The following is a 15,640-nucleotide window of genomic DNA, read 5'->3' as shown; positions in this document are numbered from 1 at the left end:
CTCATTCAAAAAGAGTTCCCCTTCCGGACAAGCCGGAAGGGGAATGGAGAGTTCAGTTCACATTCAGTGAATGAACAAAACTCGTGCGAAGTGTCAGGCTTGGCTCTGACCTTGGGTGGCCTAACCTACCGGCCCGAAGCGGTCGCGCCCTCCAACTGCAGGCTCACGTCGCTCAGCTGAATGGTCTGCAACTGGTCGGATCCGCTCTCGCGGCTGACAATGTATCCCTTGTGATTGTGCTTCTCTGCCACCAACTTCGCCGGGATAGTCAGCGTCTTGCCTTTTTGGGCGAGTGTGACTTGAACGTTGTCTCCCGTGCCGTTCCAAGTGACCTTGCAGTCGCCTGCGGGGATTTCGGTTATGCCCACCTTCACTGGCGACGCAAAACTCACCGATTGCGAATTCTTGGCAGCCAGTGCCGGGGCCGCTGTGAGTGCGAGCATAAGTGCGTATCCTAACAAACGCTTCATGATGTTCTCCTCTGATGCCTCGATGAATATGAGGATGAAGTGAGGCACTGTCGACAGTGAACACCACTTGCAAGCTTTTTAAGCTTAAGAAACGTTAAGAGGACCTCGCACGTCCAATTTTCAGAGAGTCGCACACTCCACAACGTGACTCCATTTCGCACCCTAAAGCGCTGAGAACAAGTCGCGCTTCAGCTGCACTTCCAGAGCCGCAAATCAAAGAAGGCAAGTGTGCAAATTTTCGCCTGTTTGAGCGCACTCGAGGCGGTTTCCTTATGCCGTCTTCACGGCTTCAACGCGCGTAAGTGGAATCGTGATCCCGACACGCAACCCAGGGGTTGCATTCTCCGCGATGATCGATCCGCGATGCAACTGTATAGCGCGTTTCGCGATGGAGAGCCCCAGTCCCGACCCGCCACCGTTCGTGTTGCGCGCTTCTTCCACACGAAAAAACGGATCAAAAATCCGCGCGAGCGCTTCTTTGGGAACCCCCGGACCGTAGTCGCGGATCGAGATGATGGCATCGTCCGCGTTCTCGCTGAGAGAAAGCTCAATCGGCGATTTTTCCGGCGAGTAGCGAATCCCATTACGCAGCACGTTCTCCACTGCACGCCGCAGCAGCTCGGGATTCCCCTGCACCGATCCGCAAACGTCTCCCTTCACCTCGATGGCGCATCCGCGCATTTCCGCTTCCACGTTGCAGGCCTGCACAACCTCATCGACAATGTCGCGCACGCAAATCTCCCGCTTGTCCTGCAGCGCCGGATCATCCTCCACAACGTTGATCTCGACGATATCCGCAACCAGCGAGGCAATCCGGTCCACATCACGCTCGATCCGCTCCAGCGCCGCCGTCGAATCCGAACTTGTGCGCGCCAGCTTCATCGCAAACTTCAGCCGCGCCAGCGGCGATCGCAGCTCGTGTGAAATATCGCTCAGCAGGCGCCGCTCGCTCACAATCAGCCTCTCCAGGCGCTCGGCCATTTCGTTGAACGAGCGCCCCAGCTGCCCGATCTCGTCGTCGCGATCCGTCTCCACGCGCACGCTCAGGTTGCCCTGCCCGAACAATGCGATGCTCGTCGCGACCTTCCGTATCGGCGAAATCACACCCGCCGCTGCAATCCAGCACAGGATTCCGGTCGCCCCGATCACGAGAAAGTAGTAGGGAAGAAATGACCAGATACGCGGCGGACGGCTCTGGCCCTCGGCGGCAAACCAGAACCTGCCATCCTCCGATCGGTGGGTGATTTCCCAATGTTCGTGCGGGCCGCTGGTGCGCGATTTCACTGCCGGCGGGCGAGGCAGCATCGCCCACCGATTTGAACCCGAGACCATGTCCCTGCCATGCGCATCCAGCAGGTAGTGCGAGCCCCCGAAGAGGCGATTCAGGCTCTCGAGATATTCTTTCAACGCCGGATCGCCGCTGCTTTGCAGGATGTTGCGCGCGCTCACCAGTTGCATTTCGTCGAAGCGGTCATAAACCGGGTCGATCTTCTGCGTCTGCATCTGCTGTGAGATTGCACGGAATGCAACGTACGAAAGCGAAAGAATCCCCACCATGGCGAGCAAAACCCACACATAGAGCGACTGCCTCAGCAATACCTTAGGTTGCGCCGGTGAAGACATATCCCACCCCACGTACGGTTCTGATCAGACTGCGGCCGCCCTCGAGCTTCTTGCGGAGATGGCTGATGTGCACATCCAGAAAACGGTCATACGGCGTTGCCTCCCGCTCGAACAGCGCCGCCGTTATCTCGTCCCGCGAAACCACCCGACCCGCCGCGCGCATCAGCATCTCCAGCAGGTCAAACTCCATCGCGGTCAACTCCAACAACGCATCGTCCAGCCACGCTTCGCGCGTCGTCGGGTTCACGCGAATGTTGCCGATCACCAGGTCTTCAGCTTCGGTGCGGGTCAGCGATTCCGACCGCCGCAGCACAGCGCGCACCCGCGCCAGCAGTTCATCCGGATCAAAAGGCTTGGGCAGATAATCGTCGGCGCCCGAGTCGAGCCCGCGAATCCGGTCCTGCTGCTGCACGCGTGCCGTCAGCATAATCACTGGCAGATCCTTGCGCCGTCGCAGCCGCTGCAGCAGTTCGAACCCGTCCACCACGGGCAGCATCACGTCCAGAATCACCAAGTCATAGGCGCCATTCAGCGCAGCGGTGAGGCCTTCGCGGCCGTTGTACGCGCAATCGAGATGATGCCCCTCCTGCGTGAAGAACTCGCGCATCATGCCGCACAGCTCCACATCGTCGTCCACCAGCAACAACGAAAGCTGCCTCTGCCTGTCCGCGTATTCTACTTGCTTCATGTCAACTGCTACCGGCACCGCGACACACCCCTACGGCTCCTAAGTCTCGCACACCGCAAGAGCTTCGTACTCCGCTTTACATTTCTTAATGTTAGGCGATTTATGCGGATTCGAAGAGGCTCCAACCTTACAAGCGCGCAGGGCCCGCTTGGGCCCGCGTCCTGCGGCACGCAGATGACGCCTCAAGGCGCCTCCTGGGCCGCGGTGAATCGCCGTGCCGACTTCTTCATCTAATCGGTTGATGAGTTTGCCGGTTTCAGTACTTGATCTGGTGGCAATGCACACCGGAGAGCCCGCGGGCGCGGCAGTCGCCCGATCCGTGGACCTTGCACAGCACGTTGAGCAGTGGGGCTATCGCAGATTTTGGCTGGCCGAGCACCACTCCATCGAAGGGCTCGCATGCTCAGCAACAGCGGTGCTCATCGGCCATGTAGCTGCCGCAACCAGGACCATGCGCGTCGGCAGCGGCGGTATCATGCTGCCCAATCACGCACCCCTGGTCGTTGCCGAGCAGTTCGGCACGCTTGACGCCCTCTACCCGGGGCGCATCGATCTGGGCCTCGGCCGCGCCCCTGGCGGCGACTTCTACACGATGCGCGCGCTCCGCCGCGACCTCGCACAAACCGGCGATGATTTTCCCGAACTGCTTGGGGAGTTGAGGACGTACCTCGGACCTGCGTTCTCCGGCCAGGCCGTCAAGGCGATTCCGGGACAAGGGAGCCGCGTTCCCATCACGCTTCTCGGTTCCAGCGACTTCAGCGCGCGACTTGCTGCATCCCTGGGACTGCCGTTTGCCTTCGCTGCACACTTCGCCCCCGACATGCTGTTGCACGCATCGCATCTCTACCGGACTCTCTTCCGGCCCAGTGAAGTTTTAGAACGGCCGTGGCTGATGGTCGGCGTTCAGGTCATCGCGGCGCAGTCGGATGCCGAAGCTCGAAGGCTCTTCACGACCCCGCAGCAGCGTTTTCTCAGGCTCATTCGCAATCAGCCCGTTGACCTTCTGCCACCGGTTGCTTCCCTCGATGCGATCGATCATCCGTGGAGCGCACTCGAGAAAGCCGCCGTCGAAAGCAGGCTAAGCGCAGCCGTCGTCGGCTCGGATGAAACCGTGAAGACGGGCCTGCAAAGGCTCGTCGCCGACACCGGAGCCGATGAGGTTATTGCAGTGACCGACACTTGGGACCACGAGGCTCGTCTGGATTCTTACCGCCGTTTGGCAGGAGTCGCCAGCACCTTCGAGACCCCCAACGTCCAGACAAAAGTGCTCGCTGCCACCACGTCAATTCCAGACTGAGCGCGCGCGCCCTGCTTGAGCGCCCTGCCTCTCTTTGCCCGTCACGAGCCGACGTCTGAGGAGTAGTCAGTGTCAGTGTCGGCGTCGGGGTTCGTGCATTCCCAGGTCTCAGAAGCGAGACCTGGGGCATCCATTTTCATGCTGGATTTGGAGCCGACGACGAGCGCCATCCGTCTGCGGCACTGTACGGAGTCGGCCCGGAGGGTCTATTCGACGCCGGATGTGCGGTTGACGTTCACATCTTGACAGTCATAATGAACGCCTGCTATCTTCACACCCCATGAACGACCAGAATACCGACGTGATACAGGGCACGCTAGACATGTTGATTCTGAAGACCCTGAGCCTCGAACCACTTCACGGCTTTGGCATCGCGCGCCGCGTTGAGCAGATCTCGCGGGGAGTCTTCAAGGTGAACCCCGGCTCGCTGCTCACAGCCTTGCAGCGGCTGGAACGGGCTGGCTGGCTGGATTCCGAGTGGCGACAAACTGAGAACTCGCGCCGCGCGAAGTTCTACAGCCTTACCCGTGCAGGAAAAAAGCAGCTCGAGATTGAAACCGCTGACTGGAGTCGCCGTGCATCTGCAATTGCGCGGCTGCTGCGGGAAGGAGCTTAGCCCCATGTCGCTCTGGCGCCAGCTCACCCATGGGCTCCGTGGATTGGCCCGCCGCGGAAAGCGGAACCAGGAGACCGACGAAGAGGTTCGCCACTACTTCGAGGAGGCAGCGGCCGATGCGAGGGCGCGCGGATTTTCCGCCGAGGACGCGATACGCACGGCGCGGCGGGAAATTGGCAGCATAACCGCGATTGAAGAACAGGTGCGTTCGTACGGCTGGGAGAATGCGGTGAGAACTTTCCTCGCAGACCTGCGCTTCGCGGCGCGGCAACTGCGCAGTCATCCGGGATTTGCGGTGGTCGGCATCCTGACGCTGGCGCTGGGGGTCGGCGCAAGCACAGCCATCTTCAGCGCGATTAATCCCATTCTCTTCAAACCGCTTCCTTATCCTCACCCTGGCCGCATTCTCATGATCTGGAGCACCTACCAGGGCGCTCGGTCCGAGGTGTCGTTCGGCACATATCTCGAACTCGCGCAACGCAGCCATTCCTTCGACACCATCGCAATTTTTGAGCCCTGGCATCCGGCTATGACTGGCGGAAACCAGCCGCAGCGTCTGGAAGGACAAAGCGTAAGCTCTGGTTTCTTTCGCGCGCTTGGCGTTTCTCCGGTCATCGGCCGCGATTTTCTTGTATCAGAGAACGTATTCAACGGTCCGAAGGTCGTGATTCTCAGCGACAAGATCTGGCGTCGTGTTTTCCGGGGCGATCCCACAATTGCAGGTCGTGCCATCAAACTGGGCGATGACAACTTCACTGTTGTCGGCGTGATGGCTCCTGAGTTCGAAGACGTCGTTGCGCCTTCGGCTGAGATCTGGACTCCAACGCAGTATGACCCGCAAAAAATCGTAGGCAGCTTCAGCAGCTGGGAGTGGGGCAATCATCTGCGCATGGTCGCGCGGATGAATCCCGGAGTGAGCCGCGCCCAGGCCGTTGAGGAACTTGCTCAAATCGCGCGATCTCCCTGGCCGGAGTTCCCGCGCCCGCGCTGGGCCTCGCTTCAACATGGACTGATCGTCGATTCATTGCAGGATGATATTGCTCACACAGTGAAGCCTGCGCTGCTTGCGGTGCTTGGCGCAGTCATCCTGGTTCTTACCATTGCGTGGGTAAACGTTGTGAATCTGGTGCTCGCGCGAGGTTCGCAGAGAGAGGGAGAATTTGCAGTTCGCGGTGCGCTCGGCGCATCGAAAGGGCGCATCATCCGGCAGCTCATCACGGAGAATCTATTGCTGGCTTCATTCGGCGGAATGGCAGGCATCGCAGTGGCCGTCGTCACCCTGCATGAACTCGTCGCGCTCAGCCCCGCGGAACTGCCACGGCGTAACGCCATCGCTCTCGATTCTGCGGCCTTTTTCTTCGCATTTGCCATCACGGCCCTTGTCGGCGTTGCGTCGGGGCTCATTCCCGCCATCCACATTTCGCGTGGAGAATTGCAAACCGGACTGCAGCAGAGTTCACGCCGTTCCGCAGGTAGTCGCGCCACGACGCGACGCGCGCTGGTGGTGACTGAAGTCGCGCTGGCGTTTATTCTGCTGGTCAGTGCGGGATTGCTGTTTCGCAGTATGCGTCATCTGCTGGCGGTCGAACCCGGTTTCGATGCTTCGCACCTGCTCACGATGCAGGTCGTGACCTCAGGCCATCAGTTCGATAACTCTGACTCCGCACCGGACATGGGCGATCGCACGCGGCGTCGCTTTTTCGAGCAAGCCCTGGATGCCGTCCGGCGCGTACCGGGCGCGGAACAAGCTGCGTTTACCAGTTTGCTGCCGCTCAGCGACGATCCGCCCGTCGATGCCTTGTATGGCGCACAATTTGAGGATCAGGGCGCTGACGCGGGTTACAACGTATTCCGGTACGCGGTCAGTCCAGGCTACTGCCAGACCATGGGCATCCCGCTGCTGAGCGGGCGTTATCTGGATGAACGCGATACAGCTTCTACTCCGCAGACGGCGCTCATCAGCGCATCTATGGCCAAACGGCATTTTGGCAACCATAACCCGCTGGGCAAGCGTCTCCACGTCGGTCCGAGGGATCGGCCCTGGTACACCATCGTCGGCGTGGTGGGCGACGTAAAGCAAACATCGCTCGCGATCAATGAGGCTGACGCGGTTTATCTGGCGGCCGAGCAGACCTGGTTCGCCGATGACACGCTGTCTTTCGTGATTCGAACCCGCGGCCAACCAGCGGAACTCGCTCCCGCCATCGAGAGCGCAATCTGGTCGATCGACAAGAACCAACCGGTGGTTCGCGTCATGACGATGGATCGCATGATTGCAATCACGGAAGCGGAGCCGCGATTTGTTCTCATTCTCTTTGAGGCGTTCGGCGTCGTGGCGCTGATGCTTGCGGCAGTCGGAATCTATGGCTTGCTCTCGGGCAATGTTACGGAGCGAACACGCGAGATCGGCGTGCGTGCGGCGCTCGGTGCTTCTCGCGGCGACATTCTGGCGCTGATTCTTCGCGACGGAATGCGGCTGACTGTGCTCGGTATCATCGTCGGCCTTTGCGGAGCCATCGCCGCCACCCGCGCGATCACTACACTTCTTTTCGGCACATCGCCGCTCGACCCCATCGCCTGGGTTGGCGTCGTCTTCATGCTTGCGTGTGTATCTGCAATTGCGTGCTGGGCTCCTGCGTGGCGCGCGTCGCGCGTCGAGCCGTCCATCACGCTGCGCGCCGAGTAAGTAAGGTGGCCCGGTCGGCGAGAAAATGTTCGGTGCTGACAACAGCCAAGCCACTCATTGAGGACGGATTGTCAACGCCTACCGATGAACCCCGAAATGAGCTTGGGCATCCGCTCCGGCAACGCTCCCGCTTCCGCCAATTGACAGCGTCAGATTATTCACTGCAAACGATGTCGTCGCAAGGAAGTCCATCAGCGGAACGAACCGCGCCAGCCGCTGATGATGATGCCGCACCAGAAATCGCGTCGCCGTGAATTCCGAGAGCCATACTGCTCCCTCGAATGCATAGATACGGGACGCGTGATTCGCAATGAATCCAGGCAGATTTTGTTCATAGTTACATGTAGATGTGCCGGCCATTTGCACACCGGAGCTGCAGCTGTTCTTGAGCATCCTTTGCGTTGAATAGGCATCCAGAGCGCGCGCCCCGCCGTCTGCGGCCAGGAAGGTCCAGGTCAGACCGTCTATGCGAGGTCTCGCCATTTCCACTGGTATCGGACGCCTCTGAACAAATCCGCCATCTAAATCTGAAGTTGATCCCGGTGGCGTCTCGGCGGTGACCATCGAGGCAAGCACTAGCAAGAAGAATGCGGCAGAAAACCAGCGCATTGCAGGAACCCTTTCAACTTGGCTTCTGCATCAGTCATCGGCGGCACACCGTCGGCCATCAGTCGAGAGTCCTGTTTGCCTTGAGTCCTCTGCCCAAAATGCGATTCCCCTTACGGTCGGCTACGCCCAGAATTTAAGGATGCACGCAAAAGAAAGAGGGCGACATCGAGGGATGCCGCCCACCAACTCAGTCTTGCCAGCCGTCCGCTTCGGATAAACACCAACAGCCCTCGCTCCATCTACATGGATTCAACGGTGGAGACTAATTCCTGCTCGTGCTTCATCCGAGATTGGTAAACCGGCGTGAGCCAGTTCGAGTAAGACTGCAGGTGTCCGCGGGTCGCATCGAAATACAGCTTTTGTATTCCTTGCGTAACCGCGCCGATGGTTCCGTCCTTTACCGCCCGATGATCGACGCGCACGATGGGTGCGACGCCAACGGCCGTGCCAGTGAAGAAGAGTTCATCACATACATAGAGCTCGCTGCGGTCGATCGGCCTTTCGATGACCCGCAGCCCCATTTCACGAAACGCGAGTTCCATGATGCAGTTGCGCGTGATGCCTTCGAGGGCGTTCTCAGTAACGGAGGGCGTGATCAGCTTGCCATCGCGCACCATGAAGATGTTGCAGGTGGCGCCTTCGGCAACGTGTCCATTTTCGTTGAGGAAAATGGCTTCGTCGAAGCCTGCCTGCCGTGCGTCGTCGCTGGCTAGCGCGCTGTTCACATAGGCGCCGCAGATTTTGGCGCGAGCCGGAATCGCATTGTCTTCGATCCGGCGCCAGGAGCTTACGCCCGCATGCAGCCCTTTGTCGCTACGCAAGTATTCCCCGAAGGGAAGGGCAACGATCGCGAATGCATCCTGATCGTCAGTGCTGACGCCGATGCGTTCGGCCGACTTGTAAGCCAACGGCCGAACGTAGACGTTGGTGCGGAAGGCATTCCGACGCATTAGCTCGACGGTGATGGCACAGAGTTCCGGCACTGTAGCAGGAACGCAAATGCGCAGGATGCCGCAGTTCTTCTTCCAGCGATCGTAGTGTTCGGGGGCGCGGAGGATGAACAGCTCGCCCTCGGTGGGAACCCAGTGCGCGCGGACGCCTTCAAAGACCCCGGTGCCGTAGTGCAGCGCATGGGTAAGGATGTTGACCTGCGCATCGCGCAGCGGCATGTATTTGCCACTGAAAAATACGATCAGATTCGGATCGGCCGTGCCTTTCATTGTGCAACCTCTTTGTTGCGCGATTGCCGGTAAAGCGCGCGCCCTCGCGCCAGGGCAAGCTGATCCAGCTGATACCAGCGGTCGGGTTTTACCATGCGGCGCAGCGCCGCATCGATACTCGCCTGGGGCAGGCCGCCAGCAATCTCCAGCAGCGCTCCCAGCATCACCATGTTGGCGGCCCGCGCATCGCCCAGCTCATCGGCGGCCCGGGTAAAGTTCAGCGCCAAAGGGTTCACGTCGCACCGCTCGCAATCCGCGGGAAAGACGTCGCCGTTGTAGATGACCCAGCCACCCGGCTTCACGCTCAGGTCAAACTTGCGCAGCGACGGTTCATTCATTGCGACGAGAAAATTCGGCACCGTCACGAGCGGCGAATCGATCGGTTTCTTCGAGACGCGTACGTGGCAATTCGAAGTTCCCGAGCGCATCTCCGGCCCATACGAAGGCAGCCATGAGACCTCAAGCCCTGCATCCAGGCCCGCTTCGGCCAGGACTTCACCGAGCAGCAACACACCCTGTCCACCGAATCCCGCGACCCGCACGTGCAAATCGAGATTATCGATCTCGGCACATACCGGTTGAACGCAAGGTTGCTCATCATGCACGATTCCGAGAAGGGCTGGAATCTGCTCAAGCCTGGGAGCCTGATCGGCAATTGCGCGCGGTTGCCGTTCATTGGTGCGATCGCAAACCACACCCAGCGGATATGTCCTCTCCATCACGTCGCGCACCCAGCGCTGCGCATCTACGGGCGACATCTTCCAGATCGTCGGACAGGGCGCCAGAACCTCGATCAGCGAAAAGCCGAGTCCCTGCACCTGGTTCTCAACTGCCCTCTTGATGGCGCGCGCCGCTTGCGCGATCTGCTTGTTGTCGCCAAGGCCTACCCGCTCGATGTAAACCGGCGCATCAAGCGTGGCCAGCAGTTCACTCATGCGAAGCGGATAGCCTTCATTGTCTGCGCTACGGCCGAAGGGCGTCGTGGTGCTCTTCTGCCCGAGAAGCGTTGTCGGCGCCGCCTGCCCGCCTGTCATGCTGTAGATGGCGTTGTTGACGAAGATTACCGTAATGTTTTCACCGCGATTGGCGGCATGCAGAATCTCAGCCGAACCAATCGCCGACAAATCCCCGTCGCCCTGATAGCTGATGACGATGCTGTGCGGATGGCTGCGCTTGGCCGCAGTCGCAACCGCCGGCGCACGTCCATGGGCTGCCTGGATATTTCCCACGTCGAAGTAGTGATAGGCGAATACCGAGCAGCCGACGGGACTGATCAATATGGTCCGGTTCTGAATACCCAGTTCGTCGATGGCCCGTGCCAGCATCTTGTGCGCAATGCCGTGTCCGCAGCCGGGACAGTAGTGTGTCTGGTGCTGCAGCTCTTCCTTGCGCTCATAGGTCTGGTAGAAGACTTTTGCCTTCGAGTGCGCAACTTCGTAATCCGATTCCAGAAAGTTAGACATGGGCCATCTGCTCCTTCTCTGCGATAGCCAGAACAAACTTCAAGACCGCTTCATGCGAAGGGACATACCGCCCATGCGATTCAGAAACTCGACGGGCCGCTTGCCATTCAGCGCCAACCGAACGTCCTCGACCAACTGGCCATTGCTCATTTCGACCACAACAAACGAATGGGCGTGGACGGCGAGGCGCCGGAAATCGGTGGAGGGAAATGGATACAAGGTGATTGGCCGCAACAGACCGACCTTAATGCCCATGGCGCGCGCCTCTGCCGTAACGGCCTTCAGGATGCGCCCGACAATGCCGTATCCGACTAGAACGATCTCGGCGTCTTCGGTGTACCAATGTTCTGCCCGCGTTTCGCGCTGTTCAGCCAGGCGGTACTTGGCTTCGAGCGCGTTGACGTGCGCTTCAAGGTCGTCTATGCCCATATGCAGCGAGGTAATCATGTTGGGCCGCGATTCGGCGGTTCCGGCCACTGCCCATTCGGGCAGCTGGGGCAGAATGGCCGTTTCCTCAAACTCGACCGGCTCCATCATCTGACCCACAAAGCCATCAGCCAGGATCACAACAGGATTGCGATAACGATCGGCGAGTTCAAAGGCGAGCGTAGTCAGACCGGCCATCTCCTGCGCGGAGTAGGGTGCCAGCACGAGGGTCCGGTAGTTGCCGTTGCCTCCACCTTTCACCACCTGGTGATAGTCGCTCTGTTCCGATGCGATATTGCCGAGGCCGGGTCCGCCGCGTGTGATGTCGGCGATCACGCATGGAAGCTCGGCGCCTGCCATATAGCTGATACCTTCCTGCATCAGGCTGATGCCGGGGCCGCTCGAAGCCGTCATGCATCGGATACCGGCTGACGACGCGCCATAGAGCATGTTGATTGCGGCCACCTCGCTCTCGGCCTGCAGAAAGACACCACCGACCTGTGGCATGTAGAGCGCTGCGGCTTCTGTAATCTCGCTGGCAGGCGTAATCGGATAACCATAGAAGCCACGGCAACCGGCAAGAATTGCGCTTCTCACAATCGCTTCGTTACCCTTCATCAGTTGCTTGTGCATGGCCGACCTCCTCCAGTTGTATGGCCGCGCGGCGGCGTAGACGCAGAACCGTGATTGCCCCAAGCTCAGGACAAGCGAAAAAGCAGATTCCGCAGCCCGTGCATCCGGCGCCGTTATAGGTCGCTGTGCGGTAGCCGTAGTGATTCAGCTCGTCGCTGAGATGAATTGCTTTTGGCGGGCAAGCCTCAATACACAGCCCGCAGCCCTTGCACTCGTTCCCATCGACACGCAGGAGACCTCGGTCATTTTTGCCCGCATTCGAACGTTCCGCGAAGGTCATTGTTTGCTCCTCATCATGATGGCCGCCTCATGCGTGCATGGCCGTCGTGCGTTCCAGATAGTGCGCATTCAGCGCGAAGTCCTGAAGCTCCTGCTGGAATCGCGGATCAGCGACGCCGATCAGCGCCTCGGCGCGTTCCCTGAGCGTCTTCCCGTGCAGGTAGGCAATTCCATGTTCGGTTACGACGTAGTGCACGTCTGCGCGCGACGTCACCACACCGGCTCCGGGCTCCAGAACCGGCACGATACGGGACACTGAGCCATGGCAGGCCGTTGAAAGAAGCGCAATGATCGGAACGCCTCCACGGGAGCGGGCTGCGCCGCGAATGAAGTCAATTTGGCCGCCGCACCCGCTATAGGGCCTGGTTCCTAGTGAATCGGCGCAAACCTGGCCCGTCAGATCCACCTGCAGCGCGGAATTGATGGCGACCATTCGATCATTCTGCGCAACCACAAATGGATCGTTGGTATAGGAGATTGAGCGAAACTCGAAGCTCGGATTCTCGTGGATATAGTCGAAGAGTCTCTGCGTGCCGAGAACAAATGCGGTGACGGCCTTGCCGCGATGCAGCGATTTGCGCGATCCGTTGATTACACCCGCTTCCATCAAATCCACCACGCCGTCGGGACACATTTCGGTGTGAATGCCAAGATCGCGCTTGTCGCCGAGACAGCTCAGCACCGCTTCGGAGATGGCGCCAATACCGGTTTGCAGCGTTGCGCCGTCGGGGATCAGGGATGCGACGTTGCGGGCAACCTGCACATGGATTTCTGTGAAAGGCTCGGAGTGCATCTCAAGGAGCGGCCGTGAAGTCTCGACAAATGCCGAGATCTGGCTCACATGGATGGAGGTGTCTCCGTGCGTGCGCGGCGCGCGGTCGTTCACTTCCGCGATGACGATCCTGGCGCAACGCGCCGCCGTCAGCGTGCAGTCAACCGTGGTGCTGAGGCTTACGAATCCGTGGGAATCGGGCGGCGTCACCTGCATCAATACAACATCGAGCGGCAGAGCGCCCGATTCAAAGAGTGGTTCGATCTCACTGAGGAAGACCGGCGTGTAGTCCGCGCGCCCGGCGATGACTGCTTCGCGGACGTTTTCGCCAAGGAATAACCCGCGATGGCGAAAGTGGCCTTCATACTCTGGTTTCGTGTACTCCGCCTCACCCAGCGTTTTCATGTGGACCAGTTCGACATCAATGACCTCGGATGCACGCGCGACCAGCGCATCAATGAGCGGTTTCGGTGTGCCGCAGCTCGGTTGAATCCAGACGCGATCTCCCGACCGCACAGACTTCAGTGCCTGCGCAGCGCTCACGCACTTGCCGCGGTATTCCTCTCGCCAGCTCACAATGTTTTGTCTCCAGGCAGATTGACTTAACAACATCAAGGCCTGCTTCCACTTCGGGCCTCGAAAAGCATCTCCCAAAGCCCGGAATATGTTGCTCTCGCCCAGCGATCGCGGACTGTGATGACAGTCACCCGTGACTAGCCGGACGGACATGTTGATCGAGGGCACTTTCAGGGTCTGCAGCGAACTTGAAGGCTGGGATCGAAAGACCAATCAGATCGAACGCGGATGTGCCGCTGGACGCGGGTAAGAGAACGCTTCCAGCAAAACCGCAAGTGCTTGAGCGCGTGCGACCTGCTTGAAGCGGACGACGATTCTGCAGGGGGAGGGGGACAACCGCGCTTGCATGCGTCACATCTCAGTGGCTGTAAGAGATATGCGTTGAACGCTAAACCAGGAGAGGAATACAGGAGAGGAATATATGAAACTTATAGAGTCCCGCCACACATTTCTGCTCAGCTCCGCCGCTGTTCTGGCAGGAGTCATGGTTGTTGCAGGCTGTAATAAGCCCTCCCACCCTGACGAGAAGTCAGCGGTCACCGACTCACTCAAAAACAGCAATCTGAGTGCTGTCAGCGTTTCGCAGGACCGCGACAAGGGCATCATGACGCTGAAGGGCGATGTCGATTCCCAGGATCTGAAGAGCCAGGCCGAGAGTGTCGCCAAACAGGCGGCGCCCGACTATACAGTTGCCGATGAGATCGGTGTACGGCCTCCGGGTGCCAGCGAAGCCGGTTCGGTGGCTTCAAATCTCGATAGCGCCATCGAAGACAACTTCAAGGCGGTGATCAAAGCCCACGCCAGCCTGAATGATCAGAGCATCAGTGGTTCGGCAAAGAACGGCACGCTTGTGCTGAAGGGATCGGTGAAGACGGCTAAACAGAAGAAGGAAGCCGAAGATCTCGCGAAGAAGGTGCCAAACGTGCAGCAGGTGGTCAACGAAATCGAAGTCAACCCGAAGAAGCACTCGACAACCAACTCTTAAGACGCACGGACCTATTACTGATTCCAACTGAAGGGTCGAAAAAGTAGATAGAACCTATATCACGGTATCGCGTTGCAGATAATACGAGCCCCGGCTGCCTCCCTCTGCCGGGGCTCTTCTGATTTCAATTCGGTTTTGGAACCCTTCATCGAGAGATTCCCCAATCGGTAATTAGCCATTTGTTTTCGCGACGCTGTTCGCCGGTGCGTAGTCCTGCTCAGTGACCATTGAAGAGCGCAAAGCAGATTTGCGTGGGGGTACTGGGCGGATGATCTGGATTCGTTTGTTTCAACCTGTCATGCAAGGCTTTGCGCTGGGAGTAGTTGCGATGATCCTGCACGAATGCGGGCATCTCGCGGCCGCTGCCGCGCTCGGCGTGCGTGTGAAACGTGTGGGAATTCAGTGGAACAAAGGCTTTTTCACCGTTCGCGAAAGGGGATCGGTCCACCAGAATCTGCTCATCGCGCTCGCTGGCCCCTTTGTGAACCTGCTTCTGATCGCAGTTGAGCCCTGGTTCCCTCTCTTCAGCCTGGCGAATGTCTGCTGCGTCCTGGCCAACATGCTTCCCATTGCGGGTTCAGATGGGTTTCGAGTGGCTGAATGCTGGCGCCACATTCGGGAAGGAGAGGTGGCGAACTGAGGTTGCAGGTAACTGAGGATGATCGTCGGAGTCCGATAAGGCGCGCTCGAAGGCTGTACTGCTTCGCGAGTTATAACGCTCATTTATCTGTGACTTAGATCACGTCAGATCGCCCACCAGGGGCATAAGTACACGATGGAAGTTGTACTTTTGTTACAACGATCGTGCGATGCCTCATTCGGGATAAGTGGCTAGACTCTCATTCGTGGAGAACTTCAATGCGAGAGAACGTTCATAAAGACGTGTACCGGTTTGCTTACGATGAGGCTTCGTCAGAGCTGCGCAAGATTCTGAAATCATTCGAGCAGCTTTGTGCTCAGAAGAACCGTGTCGAGAAGCTCATGGAAGTTCTCAAGCCCGAACTGGGGATGCCGGAACAGGCTAACAGCGACAACCATGTCAAACGAACGACACACCTGCCCTATTGCACAGTGGTGACCCGCCTGACCGTTCTCTAATCGACTTCACCCACAGCCTCTGTTTTCCCCCGCAAAGTCAGCCGGGCGCGACCCCAGACGCGTCGGCTGACCTCCTCCTCTTTCAAATTCGCTTCTTCCGGATGCAAATCCGTGCAGGAATTCTTTGTTCTTTGCATGCGGTCTTCCCGGCGTTCGGATGTCTTCGACATATAGATTTTCCCTTTAGAAACATAGGTTT

15 protein-coding genes are annotated in these 15,640 nt (G+C 58.8%); 6 read left to right on the top strand and 9 right to left on the bottom strand.

All coding sequences use genetic code 11. From position 1 onward, the window contains the following. Positions 1-125: 125 nt before the first annotated feature. The 3 genes from VK574_RS17480 to VK574_RS17470 form a co-directional block, all read right to left on the bottom strand. Positions 126-470 (bottom strand): hypothetical protein, encoded by a 345-nt coding sequence (locus VK574_RS17480; RefSeq protein WP_472801150.1) that lies wholly within the window; start codon positions 468-470, stop codon positions 126-128. A 270-nt stretch (positions 471-740) separates the two neighbouring features. Continuing rightward, the gene (locus VK574_RS17475) at positions 741-2,093 is read right to left on the bottom strand and encodes an ATP-binding protein (protein ID WP_472801149.1); all 1,353 of its coding nucleotides are present in this window, start codon (positions 2,091-2,093) and stop codon (positions 741-743) included. Beyond that, the gene (locus VK574_RS17470) at positions 2,071-2,730 is read right to left on the bottom strand and encodes a response regulator transcription factor (RefSeq protein ID WP_472801246.1); all 660 of its coding nucleotides are present in this window, start codon (positions 2,728-2,730) and stop codon (positions 2,071-2,073) included. The genes VK574_RS17475 and VK574_RS17470 overlap by 23 nt, the downstream gene beginning before the upstream one ends. Positions 2,731-2,995: 265 nt before the next feature. Between VK574_RS17470 and VK574_RS17465 the strand changes: the two genes are divergently transcribed. The 3 genes from VK574_RS17465 (at position 2,996) to VK574_RS17455 (ending at position 7,380) form a co-directional block, all read left to right on the top strand. Continuing rightward, positions 2,996-4,078: an LLM class flavin-dependent oxidoreductase gene (locus VK574_RS17465; protein ID WP_472801148.1), complete on the top strand. Its 1,083-nt coding sequence runs from the start codon at positions 2,996-2,998 to the stop codon at positions 4,076-4,078. Between the two features lie 280 nt (positions 4,079-4,358). After that, positions 4,359-4,694, top strand: a complete 336-nt coding sequence (locus VK574_RS17460; RefSeq protein ID WP_472801147.1) for a PadR family transcriptional regulator — start codon at positions 4,359-4,361, stop codon at positions 4,692-4,694. A gap of 4 nt (positions 4,695-4,698) precedes the next feature. Next, positions 4,699-7,380 (top strand): ADOP family duplicated permease, encoded by a 2,682-nt coding sequence (locus VK574_RS17455; RefSeq protein ID WP_472801146.1) that lies wholly within the window; start codon positions 4,699-4,701, stop codon positions 7,378-7,380. A 78-nt stretch (positions 7,381-7,458) separates the two neighbouring features. Here the strand turns inward: VK574_RS17455 and VK574_RS17450 are convergent, their stop codons facing one another. The 6 genes from VK574_RS17450 to VK574_RS17425 all read right to left on the bottom strand — a co-directional run bounded on the left by VK574_RS17450 (position 7,459) and on the right by VK574_RS17425 (position 13,358). After that, positions 7,459-7,863 carry a hypothetical protein gene (locus VK574_RS17450; RefSeq protein WP_472801145.1) on the bottom strand — a complete coding sequence of 135 codons (405 nt, stop codon included), beginning with the start codon at positions 7,861-7,863 and terminating at the stop codon, positions 7,459-7,461. A gap of 365 nt (positions 7,864-8,228) precedes the next feature. Further along, on the bottom strand, positions 8,229-9,209 hold the full coding sequence (locus tag VK574_RS17445) for a branched-chain amino acid transaminase (RefSeq protein WP_472801144.1): 981 nt from the start codon (positions 9,207-9,209) through the stop codon (positions 8,229-8,231). Beyond that, positions 9,206-10,672, bottom strand: a complete 1,467-nt coding sequence (locus tag VK574_RS17440) for a 2-oxoacid:acceptor oxidoreductase family protein (RefSeq protein WP_472801143.1) — start codon at positions 10,670-10,672, stop codon at positions 9,206-9,208. Before VK574_RS17440 ends, VK574_RS17445 begins: the two co-directional genes overlap by 4 nt. Before the next feature lie 39 nt (positions 10,673-10,711). Next, a complete protein-coding gene (gene vorB, locus VK574_RS17435; protein ID WP_472801142.1) occupies positions 10,712-11,731 on the bottom strand; it encodes a 3-methyl-2-oxobutanoate dehydrogenase subunit VorB in 1,020 nt (339 codons plus the stop codon). Beyond that, on the bottom strand, positions 11,706-12,011 hold the full coding sequence (locus tag VK574_RS17430; RefSeq protein ID WP_472801141.1) for a 4Fe-4S dicluster domain-containing protein: 306 nt from the start codon (positions 12,009-12,011) through the stop codon (positions 11,706-11,708). The genes vorB and VK574_RS17430 overlap by 26 nt, the downstream gene beginning before the upstream one ends. A gap of 27 nt (positions 12,012-12,038) precedes the next feature. After that, on the bottom strand, positions 12,039-13,358 hold the full coding sequence (locus VK574_RS17425; protein WP_472801140.1) for an acetyl-CoA hydrolase/transferase family protein: 1,320 nt from the start codon (positions 13,356-13,358) through the stop codon (positions 12,039-12,041). Between the two features lie 421 nt (positions 13,359-13,779). Here VK574_RS17425 and VK574_RS17420 point away from each other — a divergent pair, with 421 nt between their 5' ends. The 3 genes from VK574_RS17420 to VK574_RS17410 all read left to right on the top strand — a co-directional run bounded on the left by VK574_RS17420 (position 13,780) and on the right by VK574_RS17410 (position 15,441). Then, positions 13,780-14,343 carry a BON domain-containing protein gene (locus tag VK574_RS17420; RefSeq protein WP_472801139.1) on the top strand — a complete coding sequence of 188 codons (564 nt, stop codon included), beginning with the start codon at positions 13,780-13,782 and terminating at the stop codon, positions 14,341-14,343. Positions 14,344-14,611: 268 nt separating this feature from the next. Beyond that, complete coding sequence (locus VK574_RS17415) at positions 14,612-14,983, top strand: M50 family metallopeptidase (RefSeq protein WP_472801138.1); 372 nt, start codon at positions 14,612-14,614, stop codon at positions 14,981-14,983. A 218-nt stretch (positions 14,984-15,201) separates the two neighbouring features. Next, positions 15,202-15,441, top strand: a complete 240-nt coding sequence (locus tag VK574_RS17410; protein ID WP_472801137.1) for a hypothetical protein — start codon at positions 15,202-15,204, stop codon at positions 15,439-15,441. Positions 15,442-15,640: the final 199 nt, after the last annotated feature.

Origin of the sequence: Occallatibacter sp. (assembly GCF_035317045.1) — a bacterium.
In the GTDB taxonomy this organism is placed as follows: Bacteria; Acidobacteriota; Terriglobia; order Terriglobales; family Acidobacteriaceae; genus Telmatobacter.
The sequence above is the reverse complement of the archived record's forward strand: the minus strand, read 5'-3'. Positions and strand labels throughout refer to the sequence as shown.